Annotated in this window: 22 protein-coding genes; 1 reads left to right on the top strand and 21 read right to left on the bottom strand. The window is 31.0% G+C overall.

Annotated features, from left to right (window positions below; all coding sequences use genetic code 4):
• Window positions 1-13: 13 nt before the first annotated feature.
• From AACK87_RS01040 to AACK87_RS00955, 18 genes are all read right to left on the bottom strand, one after another.
• Window positions 14-1,603, bottom strand: a complete 1,590-nt coding sequence (locus AACK87_RS01040; RefSeq protein WP_338972690.1) for a CTP synthase — start codon at window positions 1,601-1,603, stop codon at window positions 14-16.
• Window positions 1,604-1,663: 60 nt separating this feature from the next.
• On the bottom strand, window positions 1,664-2,143 hold the full coding sequence (rpoE, locus tag AACK87_RS01035; RefSeq protein WP_338972688.1) for a DNA-directed RNA polymerase subunit delta: 480 nt from the start codon (window positions 2,141-2,143) through the stop codon (window positions 1,664-1,666).
• 26 nt (window positions 2,144-2,169) lie between these two features.
• The gene (locus AACK87_RS01030) at window positions 2,170-3,375 is read right to left on the bottom strand and encodes an HD domain-containing protein (protein WP_338972686.1); all 1,206 of its coding nucleotides are present in this window, start codon (window positions 3,373-3,375) and stop codon (window positions 2,170-2,172) included.
• A gap of 13 nt (window positions 3,376-3,388) precedes the next feature.
• Window positions 3,389-4,840 carry a glutamate--tRNA ligase gene (gltX, locus tag AACK87_RS01025; protein WP_338972684.1) on the bottom strand — a complete coding sequence of 484 codons (1,452 nt, stop codon included), beginning with the start codon at window positions 4,838-4,840 and terminating at the stop codon, window positions 3,389-3,391.
• Between the two features lies 1 nt (window position 4,841).
• Entirely contained in the window at window positions 4,842-5,306 is a 465-nt protein-coding gene (gene ispF, locus AACK87_RS01020) for a 2-C-methyl-D-erythritol 2,4-cyclodiphosphate synthase (RefSeq protein ID WP_338972682.1), read from the bottom strand.
• A 78-nt stretch (window positions 5,307-5,384) separates the two neighbouring features.
• Window positions 5,385-6,482, bottom strand: coding sequence for a redox-regulated ATPase YchF (ychF, locus tag AACK87_RS01015; protein ID WP_338972680.1), 1,098 nt, complete (start codon window positions 6,480-6,482; stop codon window positions 5,385-5,387).
• Window positions 6,483-6,484: 2 nt separating this feature from the next.
• Complete coding sequence (locus AACK87_RS01010) at window positions 6,485-6,670, bottom strand: DUF951 domain-containing protein (protein WP_338972678.1); 186 nt, start codon at window positions 6,668-6,670, stop codon at window positions 6,485-6,487.
• The gene (locus AACK87_RS01005; RefSeq protein WP_338972677.1) at window positions 6,660-7,538 is read right to left on the bottom strand and encodes a ParB/RepB/Spo0J family partition protein; all 879 of its coding nucleotides are present in this window, start codon (window positions 7,536-7,538) and stop codon (window positions 6,660-6,662) included. The genes AACK87_RS01010 and AACK87_RS01005 overlap by 11 nt, the downstream gene beginning before the upstream one ends.
• A complete protein-coding gene (locus tag AACK87_RS01000; protein WP_338972676.1) occupies window positions 7,528-8,298 on the bottom strand; it encodes an AAA family ATPase in 771 nt (256 codons plus the stop codon). Before AACK87_RS01000 ends, AACK87_RS01005 begins: the two co-directional genes overlap by 11 nt.
• Before the next feature lie 36 nt (window positions 8,299-8,334).
• Window positions 8,335-9,045, bottom strand: a complete 711-nt coding sequence (gene rsmG / locus AACK87_RS00995) for a 16S rRNA (guanine(527)-N(7))-methyltransferase RsmG (RefSeq protein ID WP_338972675.1) — start codon at window positions 9,043-9,045, stop codon at window positions 8,335-8,337.
• Between the two features lie 78 nt (window positions 9,046-9,123).
• Complete coding sequence (locus tag AACK87_RS00990; protein WP_338972674.1) at window positions 9,124-10,602, bottom strand: APC family permease; 1,479 nt, start codon at window positions 10,600-10,602, stop codon at window positions 9,124-9,126.
• Between the two features lie 17 nt (window positions 10,603-10,619).
• Window positions 10,620-12,494, bottom strand: a complete 1,875-nt coding sequence (gene mnmG / locus AACK87_RS00985) for a tRNA uridine-5-carboxymethylaminomethyl(34) synthesis enzyme MnmG (RefSeq protein ID WP_338972672.1) — start codon at window positions 12,492-12,494, stop codon at window positions 10,620-10,622.
• 113 nt (window positions 12,495-12,607) lie between these two features.
• Window positions 12,608-14,128, bottom strand: a complete 1,521-nt coding sequence (metG, locus tag AACK87_RS00980; RefSeq protein WP_338972670.1) for a methionine--tRNA ligase — start codon at window positions 14,126-14,128, stop codon at window positions 12,608-12,610.
• Window positions 14,129-14,674, bottom strand: a complete 546-nt coding sequence (locus AACK87_RS00975) for a phosphoribosyltransferase (protein ID WP_338972668.1) — start codon at window positions 14,672-14,674, stop codon at window positions 14,129-14,131. It lies immediately after the preceding gene.
• On the bottom strand, window positions 14,658-15,965 hold the full coding sequence (gene purB, locus AACK87_RS00970; RefSeq protein WP_338972666.1) for an adenylosuccinate lyase: 1,308 nt from the start codon (window positions 15,963-15,965) through the stop codon (window positions 14,658-14,660). The genes AACK87_RS00975 and purB overlap by 17 nt, the downstream gene beginning before the upstream one ends.
• Window positions 15,965-17,254, bottom strand: coding sequence for an adenylosuccinate synthase (locus tag AACK87_RS00965; protein ID WP_338972664.1), 1,290 nt, complete (start codon window positions 17,252-17,254; stop codon window positions 15,965-15,967). The genes purB and AACK87_RS00965 overlap by 1 nt, the downstream gene beginning before the upstream one ends.
• 9 nt (window positions 17,255-17,263) lie before the next feature.
• Window positions 17,264-17,824, bottom strand: a complete 561-nt coding sequence (pth, locus tag AACK87_RS00960; protein ID WP_338972662.1) for an aminoacyl-tRNA hydrolase — start codon at window positions 17,822-17,824, stop codon at window positions 17,264-17,266.
• A complete protein-coding gene (locus AACK87_RS00955) occupies window positions 17,825-18,865 on the bottom strand; it encodes a ribose-phosphate diphosphokinase (RefSeq protein ID WP_338972660.1) in 1,041 nt (346 codons plus the stop codon).
• A gap of 269 nt (window positions 18,866-19,134) precedes the next feature.
• Between AACK87_RS00955 and AACK87_RS00950 the strand changes: the two genes are divergently transcribed.
• Window positions 19,135-20,667 (top strand): ABC-F family ATP-binding cassette domain-containing protein, encoded by a 1,533-nt coding sequence (locus AACK87_RS00950; protein ID WP_338972659.1) that lies wholly within the window; start codon window positions 19,135-19,137, stop codon window positions 20,665-20,667.
• 34 nt (window positions 20,668-20,701) lie between these two features.
• Here the strand turns inward: AACK87_RS00950 and AACK87_RS00945 are convergent, their stop codons facing one another.
• The 3 genes from AACK87_RS00945 to AACK87_RS00935 all read right to left on the bottom strand — a co-directional run bounded on the left by AACK87_RS00945 (window position 20,702) and on the right by AACK87_RS00935 (window position 23,802).
• Window positions 20,702-21,889: a DUF2130 domain-containing protein gene (locus AACK87_RS00945; protein ID WP_338972658.1), complete on the bottom strand. Its 1,188-nt coding sequence runs from the start codon at window positions 21,887-21,889 to the stop codon at window positions 20,702-20,704.
• 187 nt (window positions 21,890-22,076) lie between these two features.
• Window positions 22,077-22,691: a LemA family protein gene (locus AACK87_RS00940; RefSeq protein WP_338972657.1), complete on the bottom strand. Its 615-nt coding sequence runs from the start codon at window positions 22,689-22,691 to the stop codon at window positions 22,077-22,079.
• Between the two features lie 100 nt (window positions 22,692-22,791).
• Window positions 22,792-23,802, bottom strand: coding sequence for a DUF3137 domain-containing protein (locus tag AACK87_RS00935; protein ID WP_338972655.1), 1,011 nt, complete (start codon window positions 23,800-23,802; stop codon window positions 22,792-22,794).
• Window positions 23,803-23,867 lie beyond the last annotated feature (65 nt).

Raw genomic sequence — 23,867 nt, 5'->3', positions numbered from 1 at the left:
TAAATTTACACATTTAATTTTTTATTATAGCCTGAATAAAACCATTGAACAACGGGTTTGGCTTATTAGGTCTTGAAGTGAATTCTGGGTGGTATTGTGCTGCTACGAAGAATTTATTAGTTGGAATTTCGATTATTTCTACTAATTTTTTTTCAACATATTCTCCCGAAAACACCATTCCTGCAGCTTCAAATTGTTGGCGATAATCGTTATTAAATTCATAACGATGACGATGTCTTTCATAAGCAAAGTCGCCCTTATAAAGTTTATGAGCCATAGTTTTTGGCTTCAATTTAGTTTTATACAGACCCAGCCTCAGGGTTCCCCCAATTGTTTGAGTATCTTTCCCCTTAATGATATCAATAATAGGATTTGGGGTGTTTTGGTCAAACTCGGTTGAATTGGGATTTTCCAATTTTAAAACGTTTTTAGCAAATTCAACAGTGGCAACTTGCATCCCCAAACAAATACCCAAATATGGAATATTGTTTTCACGAGCAAATTTTGCTGCTAAAACTTTTCCTTCAATCCCTCTTTTACCAAATCCTCCTGGTACCAGGATTCCTTTGGCATCTTTTAAAACATCTTGATAATTTTGATCGTTCAAATTGGCAGATTGAATTCAATTGATTTTTACCTTAAATCCGTTTTCTAATCCAGCAATATGCAATGATTCAATAACCGAAAGATAGGCATCTTTTAATTCAACATATTTACCAACAACATATACCTCAACTACTTCTTTAGCATTATTTAACTTAGTTAAAAAATTAGTTCAGTGATCGATTTTAGTTGTTTTTAGTTTCATATTTAATTGCTTTGCAACAATTTTGTGCAAGTCCTGTTTGAATAAAGTCATTGGTACTTCATAAATCGAATTTTCATCTGGGGCTACAATCACATTTTCATCAGGAATGTTACAAAATAGTGATATTTTATTTCTTACCTCATCACCAATTGTGGTTTCGGTTCTAGCAACAATTATATCTGGTTGAATTCCTAATTTTAGCATTTCTTTAACTGAGTGTTGAACTGGCTTAGTCTTGTGTTCACCACTTACTCTTAAATAAGGTAGTAACGGTACATGAATAAATGCAACATTTTCCTTTCCCAGTTCCATTCTTACTTGTCGAATTGCTTCAATGAATGGTTGGGATTCGATATCACCAACTGTTCCTCCAATTTCAGTAATTACTACATCAGCTCCATTTTTACCTGCTAAATAAATTTTCTTTTTAATTTCATCAGTAATGTGTGGAATAACTTGGACTGTTTTTCCATCTCAGTCTCCTCTTCTTTCAGCTTCTAAAACCGAAAGATAAATTCTCCCTGATGTAACACTAGAATTCTTACTCAAACTTTCATCAATAAATCTTTCATAATGTCCTAAATCTAAATCAGTTTCTGCTCCATCTTCTGTAACATAAACTTCTCCATGTTGGTATGGACTCATAGTACCTGGATCTACGTTTAAATACGGGTCAAATTTTTGCATAAAAACTTTTAAACCACTACTTTTTAGCAGAACTCCTAGAGAACTACCTGTAATTCCTTTTCCTAAACCAGAAACTACTCCTCCAGTTACAAATATATATTTTGTCATAAACTTACCCCCTTAAAAGTAAAATTGTCGTAAAAAATTTACGACATTTTAAAATTATAATTAATTGTCAACGTCATCATAGATGTCTTCATCGATTGGTTCGTCGTCGTCATCATCGTCATCTAAATAATCGTCGTCGTCATCTATATCCTCTTCATCAATTTCGTTTTGATTGATTTCCCTGATAATTTTTGGACCCGCGTTTTCAATATCATCTGTATCATAAATGTCTGTCGCTAAGTATGCATCTAAATCTTCAAACTCTTCTGTAGTTTCAAATTTATCAACATAATCATATTGCTTCTTAACGTCATCAAATTTTAAATAGTCTCGTAAACCTCATTCTCCCGAAGAAGTAAGTGCGAAACGATTATCTAAAACTAGATCAGTATACAGTTCTGCGATTATTTCATTTTTTTTAACATTGTCTTCATGAATTTCATTTGCAATGCTATTTCAAATTTCCTCGAAATTGGCACTTTCTTTATTATTTTTCAAATAATCATAAGCCATCTCTATATTTGATAATTTTATAGCCATTTTTTACACCTCTAACAATCACTATTTTACATTATTTTGGGAAAAATATATATATTTTGTGAATTTAATTTTTTATCTTTATTTTTACTACTATAATCAATAATTTCTGAAATCTGATCAAAACTTTGAACCAAGCCACTATTATCAATAATATATATTGTTTCATCTTTTTTTGAATCTAAATCCGCATTATACATTAATACTGGTTTTAGTTCTAAATTATGAAAATAATATTTCTTATCAAGATTTAACTTCTCAAAACTTTGTCTCAATTTGTTATACTCTGATTCTTTGAAAAAACCAAAGAAATTTCTAGTAATGATTCGATTACTTAAATCTGATAATATTTTATCATCTTCATTTATGCATTTTTTAATAAAATCTATAAAAGTATAGTCATCTAATTTAAGATAGTTTTCTAGATCCAATTTCTTTTCGTTGAAAATTGGTATGAATAACTTTAAATCCTCTTTATTTTTAAAACAATATTTTTCTTCATATAAATCTTTAAGTCTTTGAAATCACTTTTTTATTATGACGTCAAAGGAAATCGAAACTGGATGACGATAAACTTGTTGGTACATATGATATCTACCTAGAAGATATGATTCTATCGCATAAATAGTTTTTTTAGGATAAACGATTTTATCACCATTAATCATTGCGTGTCGAATAATCCAGTCAATATCTAGTTTTGAATAATTTACCCCACAATTGTAACTATCTCGCATCAAATAATCCAAACGGTCTGCATCAAGTTGACTGCTTACTAAGGCATTCAAAACTCCATTTTTATGCTTTCCAACAATTATGTCTGCAACATTTTTCTGACTAACATTATAATTTTCTAGAATCGCGTTAATTTGGGTTGCACCCATTATAATATCTTGGGAAATCTGTTCGTGTTTAGTGGTAATAACCCCTTCAAAGGAGTGCGAAAAAGGACCATGTCCGATATCGTGTAGTAATCCAGCTACTTTTACTTCAATTTTCTCTTCATCAGTTAATTTTTGAAAATCAAGATTTTCTAAAAATTTACAAATCAAGTGATAAACTCCCAGACCGTGACTAAATCTAGTATGATTAGCTGAAGGAAAAACAAATTGTCCTCCACCCAATTGGGTAATTCGTCTTAATCTTTGATATTCGTAAGTATTGATTAATTCATAAATCACTTTTTCTTTTAAATGAATATCTCCGTGGACACTATCTCTGATGAATTTATTGAACATAATCACTACCTCCTTATTTAATCTTATTAATATTTTTTAACACTTGGTCTTTACCCAAAATTTCAATAGTTTTTGCCAACTCTGGTCCGTGTTCAAAACCTGTTGTTAATATTCTAATTGGCATAAAAAGTTCTTTACCTTTACGGTTTAATTCTAACCCAATTGCTTTGACAATACCTTTAATATTATCTTCATTTCAGTCTTTTAGATTATTAAACTGCTCGCTCACTTTAATGGCCATATTTTTGATATCCCCCAACTCTTTTAAAATCGACTTGGTAGCTTCATCCATTTTCAAATTATCATTGAAAAATAAGTCAAGGTGATCGTTGATTTGAACTCCAAATTCAATTTCCCTTTTGAAAAGAATTAAAATTTTATCAATATCAGCAATTGAATACTTACTTAAATCAAATTTCTCCTTGTTGATGAATTCCTTGATGAAATCTAAGTAATCAGATTCGCTTATTTTTTTCATATATTGAGAATTAATTCACTTTAGTTTATTAACATCAAAGGTACTTGGAGATTTTGAAAAACGTTTTTCATCAAAAATTTTGATAAATTCTTCCTTTGTAAATATCTCCGCCTCACCTGCTGGTGATCAACCTAAAAGTCCAATATAATTAAATAAAGCTTCTGGTAAATAACCTTGAGATTTGTATTGAGAAATGAAAAACATTTCATTTCCACTTCTTTTTGAAAGTTTTTTATGATTTTCATCAACAATTAAAGTTAAGTGACAAAAAATTGGTGGTTTAGCTTTTAAAGCCTCATAAATCATCAACTGTCTTGGCGTGTTTGAAATATGTTCCTCACCTCTAACTACGTGAGTAATTTTCATATCGATATCATCAATAACAACAGCAAAATTATATGTAGCAATTTTGTTAGATTTTAAAATAACAAAGTCACCAATTTCCTTAGAGTTGAAAACAACTTCACCCCTAACAATATCATCAGTTTTGTAGTCCTTATTTTCTGGAACCGCAAAACGAATGTTTGCCGGCACCTTTTTGCTTTCTAATTCATTAATTTGTGCCTCACTTAGCTTAGCACATTTTTTATTGTATTGGGGTGCAGGATTTCCTAAATTAGCTTGTTTTTCACGGTCTGCTTCCAATTCTTCTGGAGTACAAAAACACTTGTAAGCTTTTTCATCATTTAGAAGTTGATTTGCGATTTTTTCATAAACATCAAACTTTGCTGATTGTTTATATTTGCCAAAACCAGTTGCAGGTTTTAAGAAACTTTCGTCTGCAAAAATTCCCAATCAATTCATATTTTCAAATTGGGATTCAATTGCTCCATCCACATTTCTTTCCAAGTCGGTATCTTCTATTCTAACAATGAAATCACCTTTATAGTGTTTTGCAAATAAATAATTCATTAATGCAGTTCTTGTATTTCCGATATGTAAAAATCCTGTCGGACTCGGTGCGTATCTTAATCTTAATTTGCTCATTTTATTCTACCTTCTTCAACAGAACTACAGCACTAGCTTGAATCATACTTAAAAAATTATGTTCACTAGTTGTAGCTTTAACGTTGATTCTTTCTATTTCGATATCAAATAATTTTGCTAAGTTATTTTTTATATTCATTTTATGCTCAAGAAGATTGGGTTTATCCAAAATAATTAAGCTATCAATATTTACTATCTGATATTTATTTTCTAATAAAATTTTGTTACAGTGCTCAATTATTTGTGATGAAGCAAAACCTTTTTTTTGTTTATTTTCTGGGAAATGCTCGCCTAAATCTCCAAGTCCTAAAGCTCCTATTATAGCTTCACAAATCGCATGGGTTATAACATCTCCATCACTAATGGCTTCAACCTTTCAAATCGATGGTATGTTGATCTGGCCCAAAATCAATTGCTTTCCTTTTGAGAGATTATGAATATCTGTTGATTGGCCTATTCTGTACATCAAATTACCCCTCTTTTAAATTATTATAAACATTTAATTATAAAAACCCAAATAAATTAAAAAAATCCACATTGTGGACTAATTATTAAACTTGAAGAAACAAACATCTCCATCATTTAAAACATAAGCTTTTCCTTCAAGACGAACTTTTCCAGCATTTTTTACATTTTGTTCAGAACCCAAAGCAATTAAATCTTCACAATTATAAACATCTGCCTTAATAAATCCTTTTTCAAAGTCAGTATGAATAATTCCAGCTGCTTGAGGAGCTGTTGCTCCTTTTGGAAATTGTCAGGCGTGAGCTTCTTGAGGTCCCACAGTAAAGAAAGTTTGTAAATCCAAAGTTTTATAAGCTGTTGCTATTAAATCATCTAAACCTGAATTAGGTATTCCCAAATCATTTAAGAAAATAGTTTTTTCTTGATGGTCTAACTCTGAAAGCTCTTCTTCGATACGCGCTGAGATTTTCACAACAGCTGCACTATTTTCTAAAGCAAATTGACGAACTTTTTTAACATAGTCATTTTCTTCAGCTACTTCACTTTCTGAAACATTGGCCACATAAATAAATTTCTTACAAGTTAATAGTTGAAATGATTTTAAAATTTTAGCTTCATCTTCATTGTAATCTAAAGTATTTAGTAACTTTCCATCGGCCAAACATTCACGCAGTCTTGTTAGTAAATCAACTTCTGCTAGCATTTCTTTGTCTTTGCTACTTTTAGCTTTTCCTTCGATTCTTTCAAGGCGTTTTTTTACAGTTGCTTCGTCTGCCAAAATAAGTTCTAAATTTATTATTTCAATGTCTCTGATTGGGTCGACATTACCCTCAACATGAGTAATGCTTTTGTCATCAAAACAACGGATTACTTCACAAATCAAATCAGTTTCTCTAATATTGGCTAAGAAAGCATTTCCCAAACCTTCACCTTTACTAGCCCCGGCAATCAAACCAGCAATATCAACAAACTCAATAGTGGTTGGCACTAATTTTTTACTACTCATTATTGCAGCCATTTTTTCTAAGCGCTCATCGGGAACAGCCACTGTTCCAAAGTTTGGTTGAATAGTTGCAAAGGGATAATTAGCAGCTTCAACTTTTGAATTTGTTATGGCATTAAAAAGAGTCGACTTACCAACGTTGGGTAACCCAACAATTCCAACTTTAAAACTCATATTTACTCACTACTTTCTACAACTTTTGCATTATTTTCAAATATTTTTGGTTTTAATTCGATTATCAAATTTTCAACAGAAAGACTTTTTAGTTTTACTACAGCCCCAACCCTAATGATTTCTCATTTTTCAGTTTTGCTGGGATGAGGTTTTCTCAAAGTCACAATATCACCAATATTATATTTCATTATTTAACCCCAATATTTCTAAGACTCTGTTCAAATCATGATCTCCTTCATAACGAATAGTTATCCTTCCATTGTCAATGACAACTTTCGTTCCCAGTTTTCTCATAGCAATCTTTTCAACAGCTTCCAAGTGAACATCTTTAGCCTTCTCAACTGGTGCTTCATTATTATTGTTGGCCACTGATTTTTTAACCAGATTTTCAACATCACGAGCTGTTAAATTTTTTGACATAATTTCGTCAAAAACCATTTTTAATTTATCCTCTTGACTCAAAATTGTTAACAAAGGTTTTGCTTGTCCCATAGTAATTCCATTTGCCATTAAGGCCTCTTGAACATATTTTGGCAAGTTCAAAAGACGCATAATATTGGCAACATGACTTCTTGATTTACCAACTCTTTGCGCAATTTCTTCTTGCTTTAATCCTAAGATATCTACTAATTTTTTATATGCGATTGCTTCTTCAATATCTAACAAATCTACCCTTTGAATATTTTCAATGATAGCAAATTCTTGCATTTGTTTGTCATCAATGTCTAAAATAACCACAGGAACTTCAACAAGACCAGCAATTCTAGCTGCACGACTTCTTCTTTCCCCGGCAATTATTTCATAATCATTTTGTTTTTTACGCACAATTATCGGCTGAATAATTCCGTGGATTTTAATCGACTCTGCTAACTCATTAATTTCCCCATCATTAAAAATCCTTCTTGGTTGGTAAGGGTTTACTTTTAAATTATCTAGTAAAATTTTGGTTTTAGGATTGTTTATATTGGGATTGCCTTCAATGTTATTAACCATGTCACTAACACTTTCCCCAAAAATTTCATCTAAACCTTTAAACTTATATTTTTTATTTGCCATTTTGCTCAATTACCTCTCTGACAAAATCTCCGTAAGCTAAAGCTCCTGGACCTTTTGGATCATGCTCGAAAATAGATTTACCCTCAAGTGATGATTCAGAAATTCTGATGTTCCTTGGTATATAAGAACTGTACACTTTTGTATCAAATGTTTTTCTAACTTCTTCTAGAATATCGTGAGCTAATCTGGTTCGAGAATCAAACATTGTAACTAAAACACCTTCGATTGTTAATCTGGGGTTAATAGTTTCTTTAACTTTCTTAATAGTTCTTAATAGTTGTGCTACCCCGTGCATTGCGTAATGCTCTGCTTGGATTGGTATTAGCACTGAATCACTACTTGATAAACCGTTTCTATTAATTAATCCTAAACTTGGAGGACAATCAATAATGATGAAATCATATTTTTCCTTAATAGTTTCTAATTGTTTTTTTAGAATGTTCTGATTATTATCCTTTTGTTCTAAAAGATAAAGGTCAGCTGCTGCTAAGTCAATTGAACTTGGCGCCAAATCGACTCCAGGCTTTAAGTTTTTAATAATAATGTTTTCTAAACTCTCTTGTCCAATTAAAACATTGTACATGCTTTTTGTGGAATTATCAATATCCACTCCGATTCCAGTTGAAGCATTAAATTGTGGGTCTAAGTCAATTAATAATACTTTTTTTCCGTGCATTGCTAATCCACAAGCAAGACTGATTGAGGTTGTTGTTTTACCAACACCACCCTTTTGGTTTGCAACCGATATGATCTTTCCCATATTTTATCCTCTCTTACATAACATACTTATTATATCTTATTTTCCCAATGGTTTCTTTTTAATTTGAGAGTACTGTCTTGGATACTGATTTGGAGTGTGAGCGATTTTTTTATAAACCAAATTAATTCTTGTACCTAAAAATTCATCGAAAAGTACATCTTTTTTCTCAAATTTTAATCCCAATTTTGTCTCGCAACCTTTAAGATTTTCAATTTCTTCTTCAGCCTTGGGCCCCTTCAAACAAACAAAATGACCATTCAAACTAATCAATTGTGCGCCTAGTTCTAAAATGATATTTAATTCACTTACTGCCCTAGTCACAACAACATCAAATTTCTCTGTGTTATCTATGCAAAAATCTTCTGCTCTGCTATAATGGGTCTTGATATTATCTAAATCCAAAATCTTAATCAGCTCATTCAAAAAATTTATTTTTTTGTTATTGCTTTCAACTAAGTGAACCTCAAGTTGGGGAAAGAAGATTTTTAAAACCACTCCGGGAAATCCAGCTCCCGTTCCAATATCACAAATTTTTTGGTTTTCTAGCTTGAAAATATTTGTAAAAAATAATGAGTCCAAAAAATGCTTAAGAAAAACAGCTTCTTGTTCAACAATTGAGGTGAGATTATATTTTTGGTTTTCGGATATCAAAAAGCTGAAATATTTATCCAATTGGTCTTTTATTTTATCATTTAGTTGAACGTTTGATATTTTATCAAATAGTTCTCAATTCTCAAATTTACTCATAAGATAATTTTATCAAAAAAATGACACGATTACCAATATAAATTATTAATCAATAAAGCAAAAAACTCCAAACGGAGTTTAAATATTATTTTTTTCAATCTTTTTGTGTGTCTCTAAATTTTTATCCAAGACGGGGTTGTATTTCTTCAACATCTTTTCATTTATAGCTCACAAAGAAAACATTACTATTAGTGAAAAAATAAAGAATAAGGGGTCGAACATAGTATCAACACTTCCTAATTTTTTAAATAAATCATAATAAACATAACTCATTGAAATTGTTAAAAATACTATTGGTAAAATTGAATACCAAAAAACTCCCTTAACTTTTTCAACTTCAACTTTTTTAGTTTTTCGATTAAATAGAACCCCGATTAAAACCGAAAGATAAGTTGTGAATGCCATAACTGTAATTGTATTGGAAGTGAAATCGATTATATCGATTAAATTGTTTTTAAGAACTGCTGAGAAAATCATCAAAATTGTCACCAGCGAAATGCTGATTATTCCCTGAACTATGCAAGCTTTCTTATGCGGTATAACTTCACCGCTTTTTGAAAATATTAAATGGTCGTCAATACTGGCTTGAACTCCCTTTGGTCCGACAATACTATAACCGTTCACAATTGTCATTATTGTACAAGCTACAACAGTTTTGAAGAAGAAGGCCCACCCTGGAGCGCTGGCAAATAGGTTATCAAAAAGAGTAAACACATTTCCATCAATACTCCCAAAAAATATTGCAACAGAAATTAAAACATAAAATAGAGAAACCCCTAGAACTCCAAAAAATAATCCTGGAGCTACAACCTCTTTATGCTCAACATCTTTTTGTAACGCTGCTGCAAAAATGAATCCATCAAAAGAAAACAAAATTGGAGCAAGTGTTAGGAAAAAATACTCAGTTTTTCATTCCCCGCTGGAGTTATCAAATGCATTGTCGTGACCTTGGAAATTTAAAACAAATCCTCCAATTATTACAATTGCCAAAGGAATGAATTTAAAAAATGTAAAAATAGTTTGAATTAAATGACCGGGTTTGGTTGTTAGCATATTCAAAGTCATGAAGCCAACCATCATTAAAATGGCAAACGTTCCTTGAATCGCTAATTTACCTTCATGACTTAATCATTCCGGTCCTGATAACTTATCTGCAGCATCAATGACAGTTTTGACAGCAAATAATGCTCCAATTCCTGTCAAAACTGGAACATAGAACATAATAAAAAATATTGCATAAAAAGATCCAACTTTTCTGCCCAAAAATCTTGATCCCCAAGTTTGAATTGTTGAGTGACCACTAACTTTTGTTGCCGAGGCCGCCTCAACGAAAACCAGAATCATCAAGGTTGAAACCAAACCAATCACAAGTCACATTATAATGGCTAAATAAGGATTCTGCCCAGCTTCACCAAGCACACCCCCAGATGTATTTCGATTTTTCAAGTATATACCCGAACCAACCATTAGGCCAAAAACCAAACTAAAAAGCGTAAGAAATTCGAACGCTTTATTTGTCCTCTTGTTTGCTTTTTGTTTTTTGCTAAGATTTGACATGATTACCTCATTTCCCTTTATTTATTATAATGTTTTTTTAGATAGAATAACAGCATCTGAATGTCAGCGGGATTTACTCCCGAGATTCGACTAGCTTGACCAATAGATAGTGGTCTAATTTTTTTTAATTTTTGCTTCGCTTCGATTGCGAGATTTTCAACCAAGTCGTAGTTAATGTCTAATGGTATTTGTTTGCTTTCTAACTTTTTCAGTCTTTCAACAGTTTGTTTTTCTTTAGTAACATAGCCTTCAAATCTACATTCAATAACAATACTTTGCAACGAATTTAAAGAAAGTTTACTTAATTCACTTATATATTTTACCAAAGTTTGGATATTTACTCCAGGTTGCTTTAAAATTTCATAACCACTCAAACCATTCACCAGGTGTGCTTGATTAGTTCGGGACAACTCGATGGCTAAATCGGTTTTCGGACCAAAGCGGTTAGTTTTGAGCTCCTCGACTGCTATTGCTTTTTCTTTTTCATTACCTAAAAATGAGTCTCAATCTTTTTGAGAAACTAGCCCAACTTTGTAGCCATATTCTTTCAATCTCTGCTCGGCGTTATCATTTCTTAAAAGCATTCTTCTTTCAGCTCGACTAGTTAAAAGTCGGTAGGGTTCAATTGTTCCCTTATTAATTAGGTCATCAATCATGACACCAATGTAAGCTTCATCCCTGCGTAAAATTAACGGCTCTTCGTTGTTTATTTTTCTCACAGCGTTAATACCAGCAATTAAACCTTGTCCGGCTGCTTCTTCATATCCACTTGTTCCATTAATTTGACCTGCAGTAAATAAATTTTTTATTTGCTTTAATTCCAAACTTAAATTTAATTGCATCGGATCTAAGCAATCATATTCAATGGCATAGGCCCATTTATCAACGACAACATTTTCAAATCCTGGTAAACTTTTTAGCATTTTATCTTGAATCTCAATTGGCATTGAGGTTGAAAAACCTTGTACATAAAAAGTATCCAACTCTTTAGATTCTGGTTCTAAAAAAATTTGGTGTTTATCTTTATCTGCAAATCTGACAATTTTGTCTTCAAAACTTGGACAATATCTTGGACCAGCGCCCCTAACTTCTCCTGAATACATTGCTGAATGTTGTAAGTTTTCTTCAATTATTTTTTTAGTTTCTTTTGTTGAATGAACTAAGTAGCAAACTTCTTGATCATTGATTTTCAAATAGTTTTTGGTACTCGAACTAAAACTTAAGGGTAAATCTGTTCCTGGTTCAATCATTAGTTTAGATAAATCAATTGAACTTTTTTTAACTCTTGGAGGAGTTCCGGTTTTGAATCTCATTAACTCAACACCATTTTTTTTCAAAGCTCTACTGATTCCTGAAGTAGTTTGTTCATCATTTGGACCGGCTTGATAATTTTCCTTACCTCTTAAAATTTGGCTTTTTAAATAAGTGCCCGTAGTTAGAATAACTGCTTGGGCAAAAAAATCTTCTCCATCTTCTGTTTTGACACCAATAATTTGTTTATCTTTGATAATAAAGTCCGCCACAATTTTGGTAATCAATTCTAAATTTGCTTGTAATTTTACAATCTTTTGCATATACTTTGAATATTCAATTTTATCTGATTGTGCTCTTAGAGCCCAAACCCCCGGACCTCTTGAAGAGTTTAGTAATTTTATTTGTAAAGCTGTTTTGTCAGCAGCTTTTCCCATTTCTCCACCTAGAGCATCAATTTCACGAACAACAATTCCTTTTGCTGGTCCCCCAATAGACGGATTACAAGGCATAGCTGCAATTTTATCTTCATATATATTAAATAAGCCCACTTTTTTACCAAGTCTAGCACTTGATAGAGCAGCTTCAACACCGGCATGGCCAGCCCCAATTACGATGATGTCAAAAATATTTCCTTTCATATTTCCTCCTTATGTTAAAAAAATCTTTGACATCTAATTAACTAAATTTATTATAATAGAAAATATGGTGCTGGTCAAAAAAAATCAAAACCTTTTTGATAAAGATTTTGATCTTAATTTATTCTTTCGAAAATAATTTTTCTGCTTGTTATTTTTGAAAACGTTAATTGATTTTTTTTCAATTCCTCAATACTTAAAAGTTTTCCTTCAAAACCGATTTGGTCTAACATATCTTGATAACTTTTGGTCAGTATCGGAGCTAATAGGTGAGTTACGATTGTAATACTGTTTTGAAGAATCAATAAAACTTCTGCCAACTTTTCAAGCTTACCTTCTTTTTCTAGAACTCATGGTTTTTCTTCTTCAATAAATTTATTTAATTCTTGGCTAAATTTCATAATTTTATCAACAGCTTTATTAATTTGAAAATCATTCATTTCTTGAACGTAATCATCAATTAATTTTAATCCTGAAACTGTTAAGCTATGTTTTGATAAGTCAGCCTTTGAAGTTATCATTCCATCAAAATATTTAGTAATCATATTATTAGTTCTTGAAATTAGGTTTCCAATATTGTTAGCTAAATTAGTATTAAAACATTCAACGAATAATTCTTCTGTAAAATTCCCGTCTCTCTCAGTTGGTAATTCTTTGGCGATATAAAATCTTAAAGCATCACTTGAGAAACCATTGATTATGGCAATTGGATCAATTACATTACCCAAAGATTTTGACATTTTTGTGTCCTTAGCCAAAATTCAACCGTGAGAAATTAATTTATCAGGCATTCTCAATCCCAATCCGTTCAAAATTACTGGTCAGTAGATTGAGTGAAAACGAGTTATTTCCTTTCCAACATACTGAACAATTTGAGTATCCTCAGATCAGAACTTTTTAAATAATTCATTATTGGTATCTGGATATCCTAAAGCTGTAATATAGTTAGAAAGCGCATCAAGCCAAACGTAGATTACATGTTCGGGATTTTCTTTTGTGGGTATTCCTCACTTAAGAGAAATTCTTGTGACAGATAAATCTTCTAAACCAGGTTCAATAAAGTTTTTAAACATTTCGTTTTTTCTAGAATCTGGTTTTAAAAAATCATTTCCAAATAAGGTAGTCAGAAAATCTGCAAATTTTGAGACTCTTAAAAAATAGGTTTCCTCTGCAAGCATTTTGGGTTTAGTTTGAGAAACCTTACAATTGCCTTCATCATCAATTTGATCAGCAATTAAAAACTCCTCACAACTAACACAGTACAGACCTTCATAGTTGCCTTTATAAATTAAGTCTTTATTTAATAATGTTGAAAATATTTCACGAACAGATTTTTTATGATTATCATCAGTTGTACGAATAAATTTATCATACTTAATGTCTAATAATTCTCATAAATTTTTAAATTTTTTGACAATTTCGTCAACATATTTTTTGGGTTCAATCCCAGCCTCTTTAGCTTTGGTTTCAATTTTTTGACCATGTTCATCTGAACCGGTTAGAAAAAAAGTTTCCATTCCCATAGATTTTTTAAAACGATTTAAAATATCTGCTAGAGTAGTTGTGTAAGTGTGACCAATGTGTAAGTCCCCACTTGCGTAATAAATTGGAGTAGTGACATAAAAATTTTTCTTCATTTACTCCGCCTCATTTTCATTTGTAAATTTATAAATATCTCTTAGTCCTCGATAACTTTCGTTATGGTCTAAACCATAACCTACAAAATAATCACTTTCAACTTTGAATAAAGTATTGTATTCAAAGTTGATACTTCTTTTTGTTTTAAATTTATCAAGTAAAGTTAGTACCATAATTTCTTTTGGTTTTTCACTAGATACAAAATCATATAGAGCTTGAATTGAATTTCCTGCGTCTAAAATATCTTCGACAATTAATATATTTTTATCTTTTAAGCTATTTTCCAAACCAATTCCAAATTTAACTTTTTCTTTACGAATTTCATTTTCGACATCTTCATTTAAATTAACAACAAATTGAACTCCTGCGTCAATTTTTAATTGACGAATTAAGTCTGAAATGAAAATAAAAACTCCCGATAGTTTAGCAACAATTACAAGTGGTTGACCCTCAAATTTTTTAGATAAATTCCTTGCCTCATTGGCTATCGCACTCTTTATTTCGTCTTCTGTTATTACTGTTAACAATTTAGTTACTTCGCTCATCATTTAAAATCCTTTCATAAATTTTTGGGACATTTCTCAAAAAATATTTCTTATCAAAAAGTTTTTCAAAATCTTTTAGATTAATATATTTCTCAATATTGTTTTTTAAAAGAACTTCTTTAAAATCTCTTTTAGTTTCTTGGGTTTCTAACGTACAATTTTGGATAAAGTCATAAACTTCTTCTCTTGAATAATTTGAATTCTTAATTATTTGTGTGAGTATTGGTTGTGAGTAGAAAATATTGTTTTGAGAATCAATATTTTCTTGCATTCTTTCCTTATTTATAAATAAGTTTTTGATAGTCTCTGTTAATCTTTGTACTACATAAATTATACTATGAAAAATGTCTGGCAAAACAATTCTTTCATTAGAACTGTGAGAGATATCTCTTTCGTGTCACAAGAGATTATTTTCAAATCCCATGCTAACAAAAGTACGAATATATCTAGCTAGCCCCGAAATGTTTTCCAAACTAATTGGGTTCTTTTTATGAGGCATTGAGCTAGATCCTTTTTGACCCTTAGCAAAACCTTCCATCATTTCTTGAACTTCACTTCTTTGAAAGCTACGAATTTCAATCGCAATTTTCTCTAAAGTTGAGGCAATATTAGCAAATACTGAAATTAAAAATGCGTGACGATCTCTTTGGGTAACTTGAGTTGATAAGCTATCAACTTCTAAATTTAATTTTCGGGCTACATAAGTTTCTACTTCTAATTCCAAGTTGGCATAATTACCCATACTTCCTGAAATTTTACTTACCTCAATTTGACTACACGCTAGTTCAAATCTTTGGAGTTGTCTTTTTATCTCATCGTATCAAAGTAAAAATTTTAGTCCTAGCGAAGTTGGTTCTCCATATATTCCATGAGTTCTACCCATTATTAAGACACTTTGGTTTTCTTTTGCTTTAGTTAAAAGTTCAATCTGCAATTTTTTCAAACTTTCTCTAAGAACATCGTTACTTTTTGAAATCAAGTAATTTTGAGCGGTGTCCACAACATCTGTTGAAGTTAATCCCAAATGAATTCATTTCTTTTCATCACCAAGATTTTCAGAAAGCATTCTGGTAAAGGCGACAACATCATGTTTTGTTTCCTTTTCAATTTCTAACATTCGTGGTATATTAACTTTGGAATTTTTTAAAATTTTATCACAGTCAATTTGAGGAATTACTTTAAGTTTTGTTCAGGCTTGAACAACTAAATTTTCAACCAACAATCAGGTGTCTAGCTTATTTTGTTCGCTTCATATCTGTTCGATTTCTTTTACTGAGTATCTATTTATCATTAAAATTCTGACTCCATCAAAATAGTTTGTAGGCGGTCTGGTCCAACCGAGAAACCTGTAATATCAATTTCGCAAAGCTCTTTAATTTTATTCAAATAATTCTGAGCATTTAAAGGCAGGTCCTTAAATGATTTAACTTTTGTAATATCCTCATTTCAACCTGGCATTTCAATAAACTCTGGTTGACATTTTTGGTAATCATCATTTAGAGGTGGAATTGTTGAAATTTTTTCACCATTAAGCAAGTAGCTTGTACAAATTTTAACAACAGGTTCTCCTGATAGAACATCTAGAAGGGTTATAAAAATTTTATCCAAACCAGTAGTTCTAATTGCATATTTTAAAGCTACTATGTCCAATCAACCAACACGGCGAGGTCTTCCGGTATTAGAACCATATTCATGACCCCTTTCTCTGATTCCCTCTCCAATCTTATTGTTTAGTTCAGTTGGAAACCCTCCGGTTCCAACTCTTGTACAATATGCCTTAACAATTCCTAAGCTTGTTGTAATTAAGTTATGATTTATTCCTGATCCTAGTGAGGCATTGTTGGCGCTGGTATTTGAACTTGTAACATAAGGATAAGTTCCATGATCAATATCTAGTAAAGCTCCTTGAGCTCCTTCGAATAAAACATATTTACCAGATTTTATTGCTGACTCAATCATTGATGAAGTTTCCACAACTTGATTTTTTAGTATTTCAAAATTATCCATTAATTCTTTATAAATTTCTTCAAAATTTAGTTGATTACCATTATAAATTTTGGTAATGACTTGGTTTTTAAATTCCACAATTTTTTTAAGCTTATCTTTAAATGTTGGGTCAAACAAATCACAAACTCTAATTCCTAAGCGATCAACTTTATCTTGGTAAGCAGGTCCAATTCCTCTTTTTGTTGTACCAATTTTGTTAACTCCACGAGATTCTTCTTGTAGCTCATCTATCACCATGTGATATGGCAAAACAACGTGAGCACGATTTGATAAAAATAAATTCTTGGTATCAATTCCTGAATTTCTCAGGATTTCAAGCTCAGAAACTAATCTTGTTAAATTAACAACGGCTCCGTTTGCTATCACATTAATAACTTTGGGATTCAAAATTCCTGAAGGAACAATTGTGACTTTGTGTTTTACACCCTTGCTAACTATTATATGACCGGCATTGTCTCCACCTGAGAATCGTACCACCATATCGGCTTTTTGAGCATAATAATCTGTTATTTTACCCTTTCCTTCATCTCCTCATTGAGAACCAACGACGATTAAACTTTTATATTGTTTCATATTTACCTCCTAATTATATTTGTTCATTATATTTTTGAAATCAACACCACTAGCTCAGTCCTTAACTCAGTTTATTTTTGAATTAAAAATTGAAACCATTGAACTGATTTCTGTATCACTCATTTTTGATAAGACTCAATCCACAATTTTTCATCCAGGTTCTGGATTGCCAACTCCGATTCTCAGTCTTTGAAAATCTGTTGTGTGAAAATGAGTAATAATATTTTTAAGACCATTATGACCTGCAGCACTACCAGAATTTTTAAATTGTTGTTTTTCAATTGAAAAATCTTTTTCATCATGGATGACAATAAAGTCATTCAAATCCAATTTATAAAAATTTACAAATTGGGAAACAGCTTCCCCTGAAAGGTTCATAAAAGTTAGCGGTTTGATCATTAAGACTTTTTCTCCTCCAATAGATGCGCTATAAATTTGTGATTTAAATTTTTCACCAACTAAGTCGGCTTGGTAACGGCTGATAATTTCATCTAAAAGCAAAAAACCAGCGTTATGGCGAGTTCTTTGATATTGGGTTCCAGGATTTCCTAATCCAAAAATTATTTTCACTTATTTTTTAACCTTTAAAAATTTCTTGATTCTTAATAAAGTCTCTTCTTGAAAATCCCCATAGACCTCAGATAACGAGTCTCTTGAAACCGAAGCTTTTATCATGGTAGCTAATAGGTTTGCAACAGAAATTATCTTCAATCCTTCAAAACGTTTTTCAGCTGGAATTTCGATTGTGTTAGTAACAACAACTTTTTCAACAACTTTTTCTTTCAGTGCTTCAGTAATTTTATTAACAGCATCACCGTTGAAAAGTCCGTGACCCCCAAAGATATAAACCTCTTTTGCACCATTTTCTTTTAAAGCTTTAGCGGCTGAAACAATAGTTCCACCAGTGTCAATCATATCATCAACAATAAAACAGACTTTATCTTGGATATCTCCTAGAACAAATTCCACATTTGCTTTGTTGGGTTCTGGTCTTCTCTTAGCAATTACAGCGATTCCGTTAGTTAGTCCTGCAGTATATTTAGCTACCTCATGAACTCTGGTCAGTCCCCCATGATCGGGAGAAACTAAGATACATTTGTTTTGATCTAAATTGTTATCAATAATTGTATTGATAATTTCATTTGCCATTGTTTGTGCTGAATGAAAATTGTCAACTGGGATATCAAAGAATCCCATTGTTTGTGCTGAATGTAAGTCAACAATTATCACTCTGTCTGCTCCTGCTTTTTCGATTAAATTAGCTACCAATTTAGCAGTAATTGGTTGGCGACCTTTAGCTTTACGATCTTGGCGAGCATAACCAAAATACGGAATAACCACGTTAATTTTTTGAGCACTAGCTCTTTTGAACATATCCACTGCAATTAATAATTCCATTAAATTTTCATTAACCGGTTGGCTCGTTGACTGAATAATGTAGACTTCTTTACCCCTAACAGAATCCTCTGATTGCATTAAAATTTCACCATCGGCGAACACAATTTTTTTAGCCCTTTTTTGCTCAATTTCCAAAATTTTGCAGATTTCTTTTGTTAATTCTTGGCTTGCTGATAAACCAAAAATATTTATTTCATTTTTTTCTTTTGACATTTTAAAGAATTCTCTCTCTCTAATATAAATATAACCTAAAAATGGTCTTTTTTTACACACTTTCAGTTAAAAAAATAACTTTATTAACGGTTTGGGGATAATTTGCAAAATTTGAAGAAATTTTATTTTGTAAAATTATGATTTTTATTATTAAGTATCCTGATTGCTTATTTAAAAAATTGCTTTAAGACCTTTATTTTATATCGCCTAATAGTATATAATAATACGGTTAGATTTAAGAATCTTTTATACGAATGGAGAAAATAATAATGAGTTTAGTTTATATTGATGGATTAACCCATGCAAATGGTGGTAAAAAGTTATATGAAAGTGCAACCCTAAGAATCAATAAAGGTGAACATATCGCTTTAGTTGGAGCTAATGGTGTTGGAAAAACAACCCTTTTGAATATAATAAACGGATCGATTACCCCAGATCACGGAACAATCGAAGTTCACCCCAGAGTTACTGTTGGTTATCTAGATCAGCATCAAAAAGTCGATGGTGAACAAACTGTAAATAATTATTTAGAAGGCGCTTACAAGGAATTATTTGATATTGAAGCTCAAATAGCTAAAATTTATGAAAATATGGCAATTGAGTATAAAGAAGATGAGTTGGTTAAAGCCTTAAAATTACAAGAACATCTTGACTTAAACGATTTTGAAATAATTGGTAAAAAAATTAGAAGTTTAGTTGATGGACTAGGAATTGAGCACGAACGCTTGGAGCAGAAAATGGGAAGTTTATCTGGAGGTCAAAGAGGTAAAGTTTTACTTGCAAAACTTTTACTAAGTGAGAACGATTATCTCTTACTAGATGAACCTACCAACTTTTTGGATATTGAACAAGTTGATTGACTAGCCAAATTCTTACAAAGTTTTGAACCAGCTTTTATTATGGTATCCCATGATAGCGACTTTATTAACAAAACTTGTAATATAATTTACGAAATTGAGAATCTTAAAATAAATCGATATGTGGGAAATTTTGATAAGTATATTGAACAATCAGAATTAAGAAAAGAACAATATACTAAAGAATATCAAGGTCAACAAAAAACAATTAAAAAATTGGAGACTTATGTAGCCAAAAATGCCGCTCGAGCTTCAACAGCCAAATCAGCACAGTCACGTCAAAAGCAACTAGATAAAATGGACGTTTTAAAAGAACTAAATTCTCAAGCAAAACCACATTTTAGTTTTAAATATAAAAGACCGGCTAGTTCAGTAATTGTTAAAGCTGAAAAACTAGAAATCGGTTATGATTTTCCCCTAATTCACCCATTAAACTTTGAACTTCGCGAGGGTGAAAAGTGTATTGTGACTGGTTATAATGGAATCGGTAAAACCACTTTCTTAAAAACACTGGCCAAAGAAATTCCTGCAGTTAGTGGAACTTGTGAATTGGGCAATGGAGTTCAGGTAGCCTATTTCAAACAGGTCGAAAAAAATACAGATTTAACACCAGTTCAATACCTAAAAAATCTGCACGAAGATATGACTGAATCAGTTATTAGAGCCACAATTGCTAAATTTGGTTTGAAAAGTGCTTTAATGAATAATCCAATGAGTTTATTATCTGGGGGTGAACAGACCAAGGTTAGACTAGCGGAAGCTAGCTTGGTGCCTTGTAGTTTACTTATCCTTGATGAACCAACAAACCATATCGATGTTTTAGCTAAGGAAGCCCTTCTAGAAAGTATTCAGCAATTTGAAGGAACTGTTTTGCTTACAACTCATGATATCAATTTTTCAACAAAATGAGCTGATAAAATATTAGATTTTGAAAAACTTATTTAAAAAACTCAATCTTATGATTGAGTTTTTTAATGTTCTAGAATATTAAAGCATCCAGGTAGTCTTTAATATTTTTGATTCAGTGGTTTTGCATTTTTTCTCTTGATATTCTTATTTCATCAACTTGTTTAGCGATTCCATATTCTGCACTTTTAATTCTATCAAAGCTATCAGCAAATAATTTATTCAAAACCGGCAGTTGGGTATCTTTTCATTGATTAAATACTTCAATTTTTTCTTGATGACCTTCAAGATTCTTATTTTCATTAAATTTATTTTCAGCAAAAATAATGGTTTTAATTATTTGACCAACAAATATAAAACTTTCAGGGTCACATAAATAAATATTTGGATTTTCATCCGATCTCTTAAATGGTATTCCAGAAAACTTTTTATTAAATGAAGTTGAAACCAGGATACCATATTTAGATTTTTGACGAGCCATATCTTCGGTTAATTTCTTTTCTCAGTTATTACTTCACTCAGCATTTTTAACTTCATATACTATTTTACCGATTTCTTTTTCATTAATTCTAATGGTCTGCAGATAGTCAGCCTTTTTGTCCATGGCTGTTATTTTTTCAATAATATCTTGAGGTTCAAAAACTTTTCTTAGTTCTCCTTCAACTTCATGCTCAAAATTTTCCCCTTTGGTTTTATTTTGAATAACTTTATTTAAAGTATTTGCATGTTCTAAGTCTTTGATTTGCTTATTTAAATTGTTGATTTCACTGTTAAGTCTTTTTTCTACTTCAACTAGTTTTTTCAACCCTTCTTGCTCAACTTCTAGTTTAGCTTGATCGATTAATATTTGATTGGTTTTTAGTTGGGCTTCATAAGATGTTATTTGAGATTTTAAATTCATAATCTCTTGAAGAGACTTTGTCTCAAAATCATGTTTGTGCTTAATTAATTCATTACTAAAACGTAACTCTGAATTTGATATATCATTTTGTTGTTTTGAAATTATATCTTTTAATTTACTAATTTCAGCTTGCTTAGCTTTTTCAAATTCATTTTCAGCTTGAGCTAACTTTTGGTTCAAAAGCATTTCGTTTTTGCTGTTTAACTCTAATGTCAAAGAACTTTTGATAGTCTCAATGTAGTCTTGTTCGTGCTTCTTGAATATTTCCTTCAGGTTTGATAGAATGCTTTCATTTTCTTGAAAGTCTTTTTCTGTAATCTTGTACTCGCAATTTGGGCAAGTAAAAATAAATCCAGTCATATTTACTCCTTCTTTGAGAAAAATTATAGCGTCTAAAATAGAAGTATCTTGTCTACTTTAAAAATCTTAATTAATCTACACTTAAATAATATCACCAAAATTCATACAAATAATTGAATAAAAAATAAAAACTCTTGATAATTTCAAGAGTTAAAACTCAAAGAATATCAAGAGAGTATGTTAAATTTTAAAAACCTAAGTCCATTTTAACATCTTGACGACTTCTCTCAGATGCTTCAAAAAACATTTTAGTTTCTAATCTTAAATTGCTTGCTGCCACAACGGCTGGTCAAGTTTGAATTGAAGAATTAAATCTTCTAATGTTTGTATTATAAAAACGACGAGCTGCTGCTATATTGTCTTCACAATCTACAATAGCTTTTTGAAGTTCTTTAACATTTTCATTAGCTCTTAGTTCTGGATATCTTTCAAGAGAAAGGTTTACCCCTCTAATAGCGCTTGAAGTTAAAGCTTCATATTCTGAAAAATCTTTTGGATTAATTTTTCCTGTTGTTCTCAAAGCTACAATTGATTCTAATGTTGATTTTTCATAATTCATAGCAGATCTAGTTGTTTCTACTAATTTTTGCAAAGCATCAAATCTTCTTTGTAACTGAACATCAATTCCTGAAGCTGTCTCGTTAATATCTTGTTCGAGACGTTTAAACTTGTTTTTTGTACCAATGTACAATCACAATGTTATTGTTAATGTTAATAAAAAGGAAATGTAAACAATAAATTTACTAAATCCACTTGTTCTAACTGCGATAATATTATTATCTGGTTTTGGATCATAAGCCATTTTAAACCTCTTCTATACTACTTGTATTAAGTAATTTTTTTATAAATATTTTTATGTTAATAAATTTGATTTTTACTAAAGAAAGTTGGTATTTTTTATTTTAATCTGTTGGAAACAACTCGAGGATATCTAGTACAGATAAAATATTAATAAAATCTTTGCTCTCTAATCTTACTTTATCACAGATTGTATTCACAAAACTAGATAAAGTTTTGCTTAAGTTAAATTTTCTGAAACTATGATCAACATTATGACGGGCAAAGCGTGGATCAACTTCGCCTAATAAATCGTTGTCACACATTAAAAGGTATTGAAATTTAGCTTTATTCTTGTCGTCGGTAACCTCAAGAAGTTTATTCATTTTTTTAGGTGTAAAAAACTTTCTTACTAAAATTTGATCTTTGGATTGAACCTTAACTCTTTGGTTAAACTCTTCAGATTCTAATTTCACTTTTTCATAATTGTAACCTAGGGAACCTTTAAATTTAGCAAAAGTTAAATTTGTTGGAGTCTCTATTTTATTTGGAAAATTCCCAACAACAAAGTTTTGAACATGAGGGACGTATGTCGGTGACTTTTTTGAACTATATTGAATTCTTGTATATGAGGTTACTACTCCATATGTAATAATATGATCATCAATTACAACTATCAAAACATCATTTACCGATACACGGTATGGACCTTTAATACGATTTTTTAAATTGAATATCGACTTATCAAAGGCATAAGAAAGTCCAGAGTTTGTTATTCTTCCGTTAGATTGTTTTTTTAATTCCATCGAATAGTATTTCGCAGCATCCAAAGACCTAACAAAGTTTGTTTTAAAGCTGTTAATTTTTCGTAAATATTTTATTCCAAAAACAAAAAATAAAACTACTGAGGCAGGCATTAACCCAAATAATACAAACGTCTCAATTAATGCTCAAATTTGAGAACTATGTCCAAGATAAAAATAATTAATTACAAATACTAGTATGCAAACTATTATTCCAAAAAGCGAAATTAACACACCTTTTTTTGAGGGTTTCTTATAAGTTTCTAAGTGTGTTTTGTATTTTTTCTTTACGTCTTCTCTGACGTAATCTTCAAGTGTTACTTCTTGTTCCATTTTTCTCCTTATTTTTTATAAACGCTAATTTTATTCTATCAAAAATATCGTCGTATTTTGAGATA

It is taken from the genome of Spiroplasma endosymbiont of Panorpa germanica (assembly GCF_964019765.1).
GTDB lineage: Bacteria > Bacillota_I > Bacilli_A > Mycoplasmatales > Mycoplasmataceae > Spiroplasma_B.
Note: the sequence above shows the minus strand (reverse complement) of the source record. Positions and strands in the feature narration are given on the sequence as shown.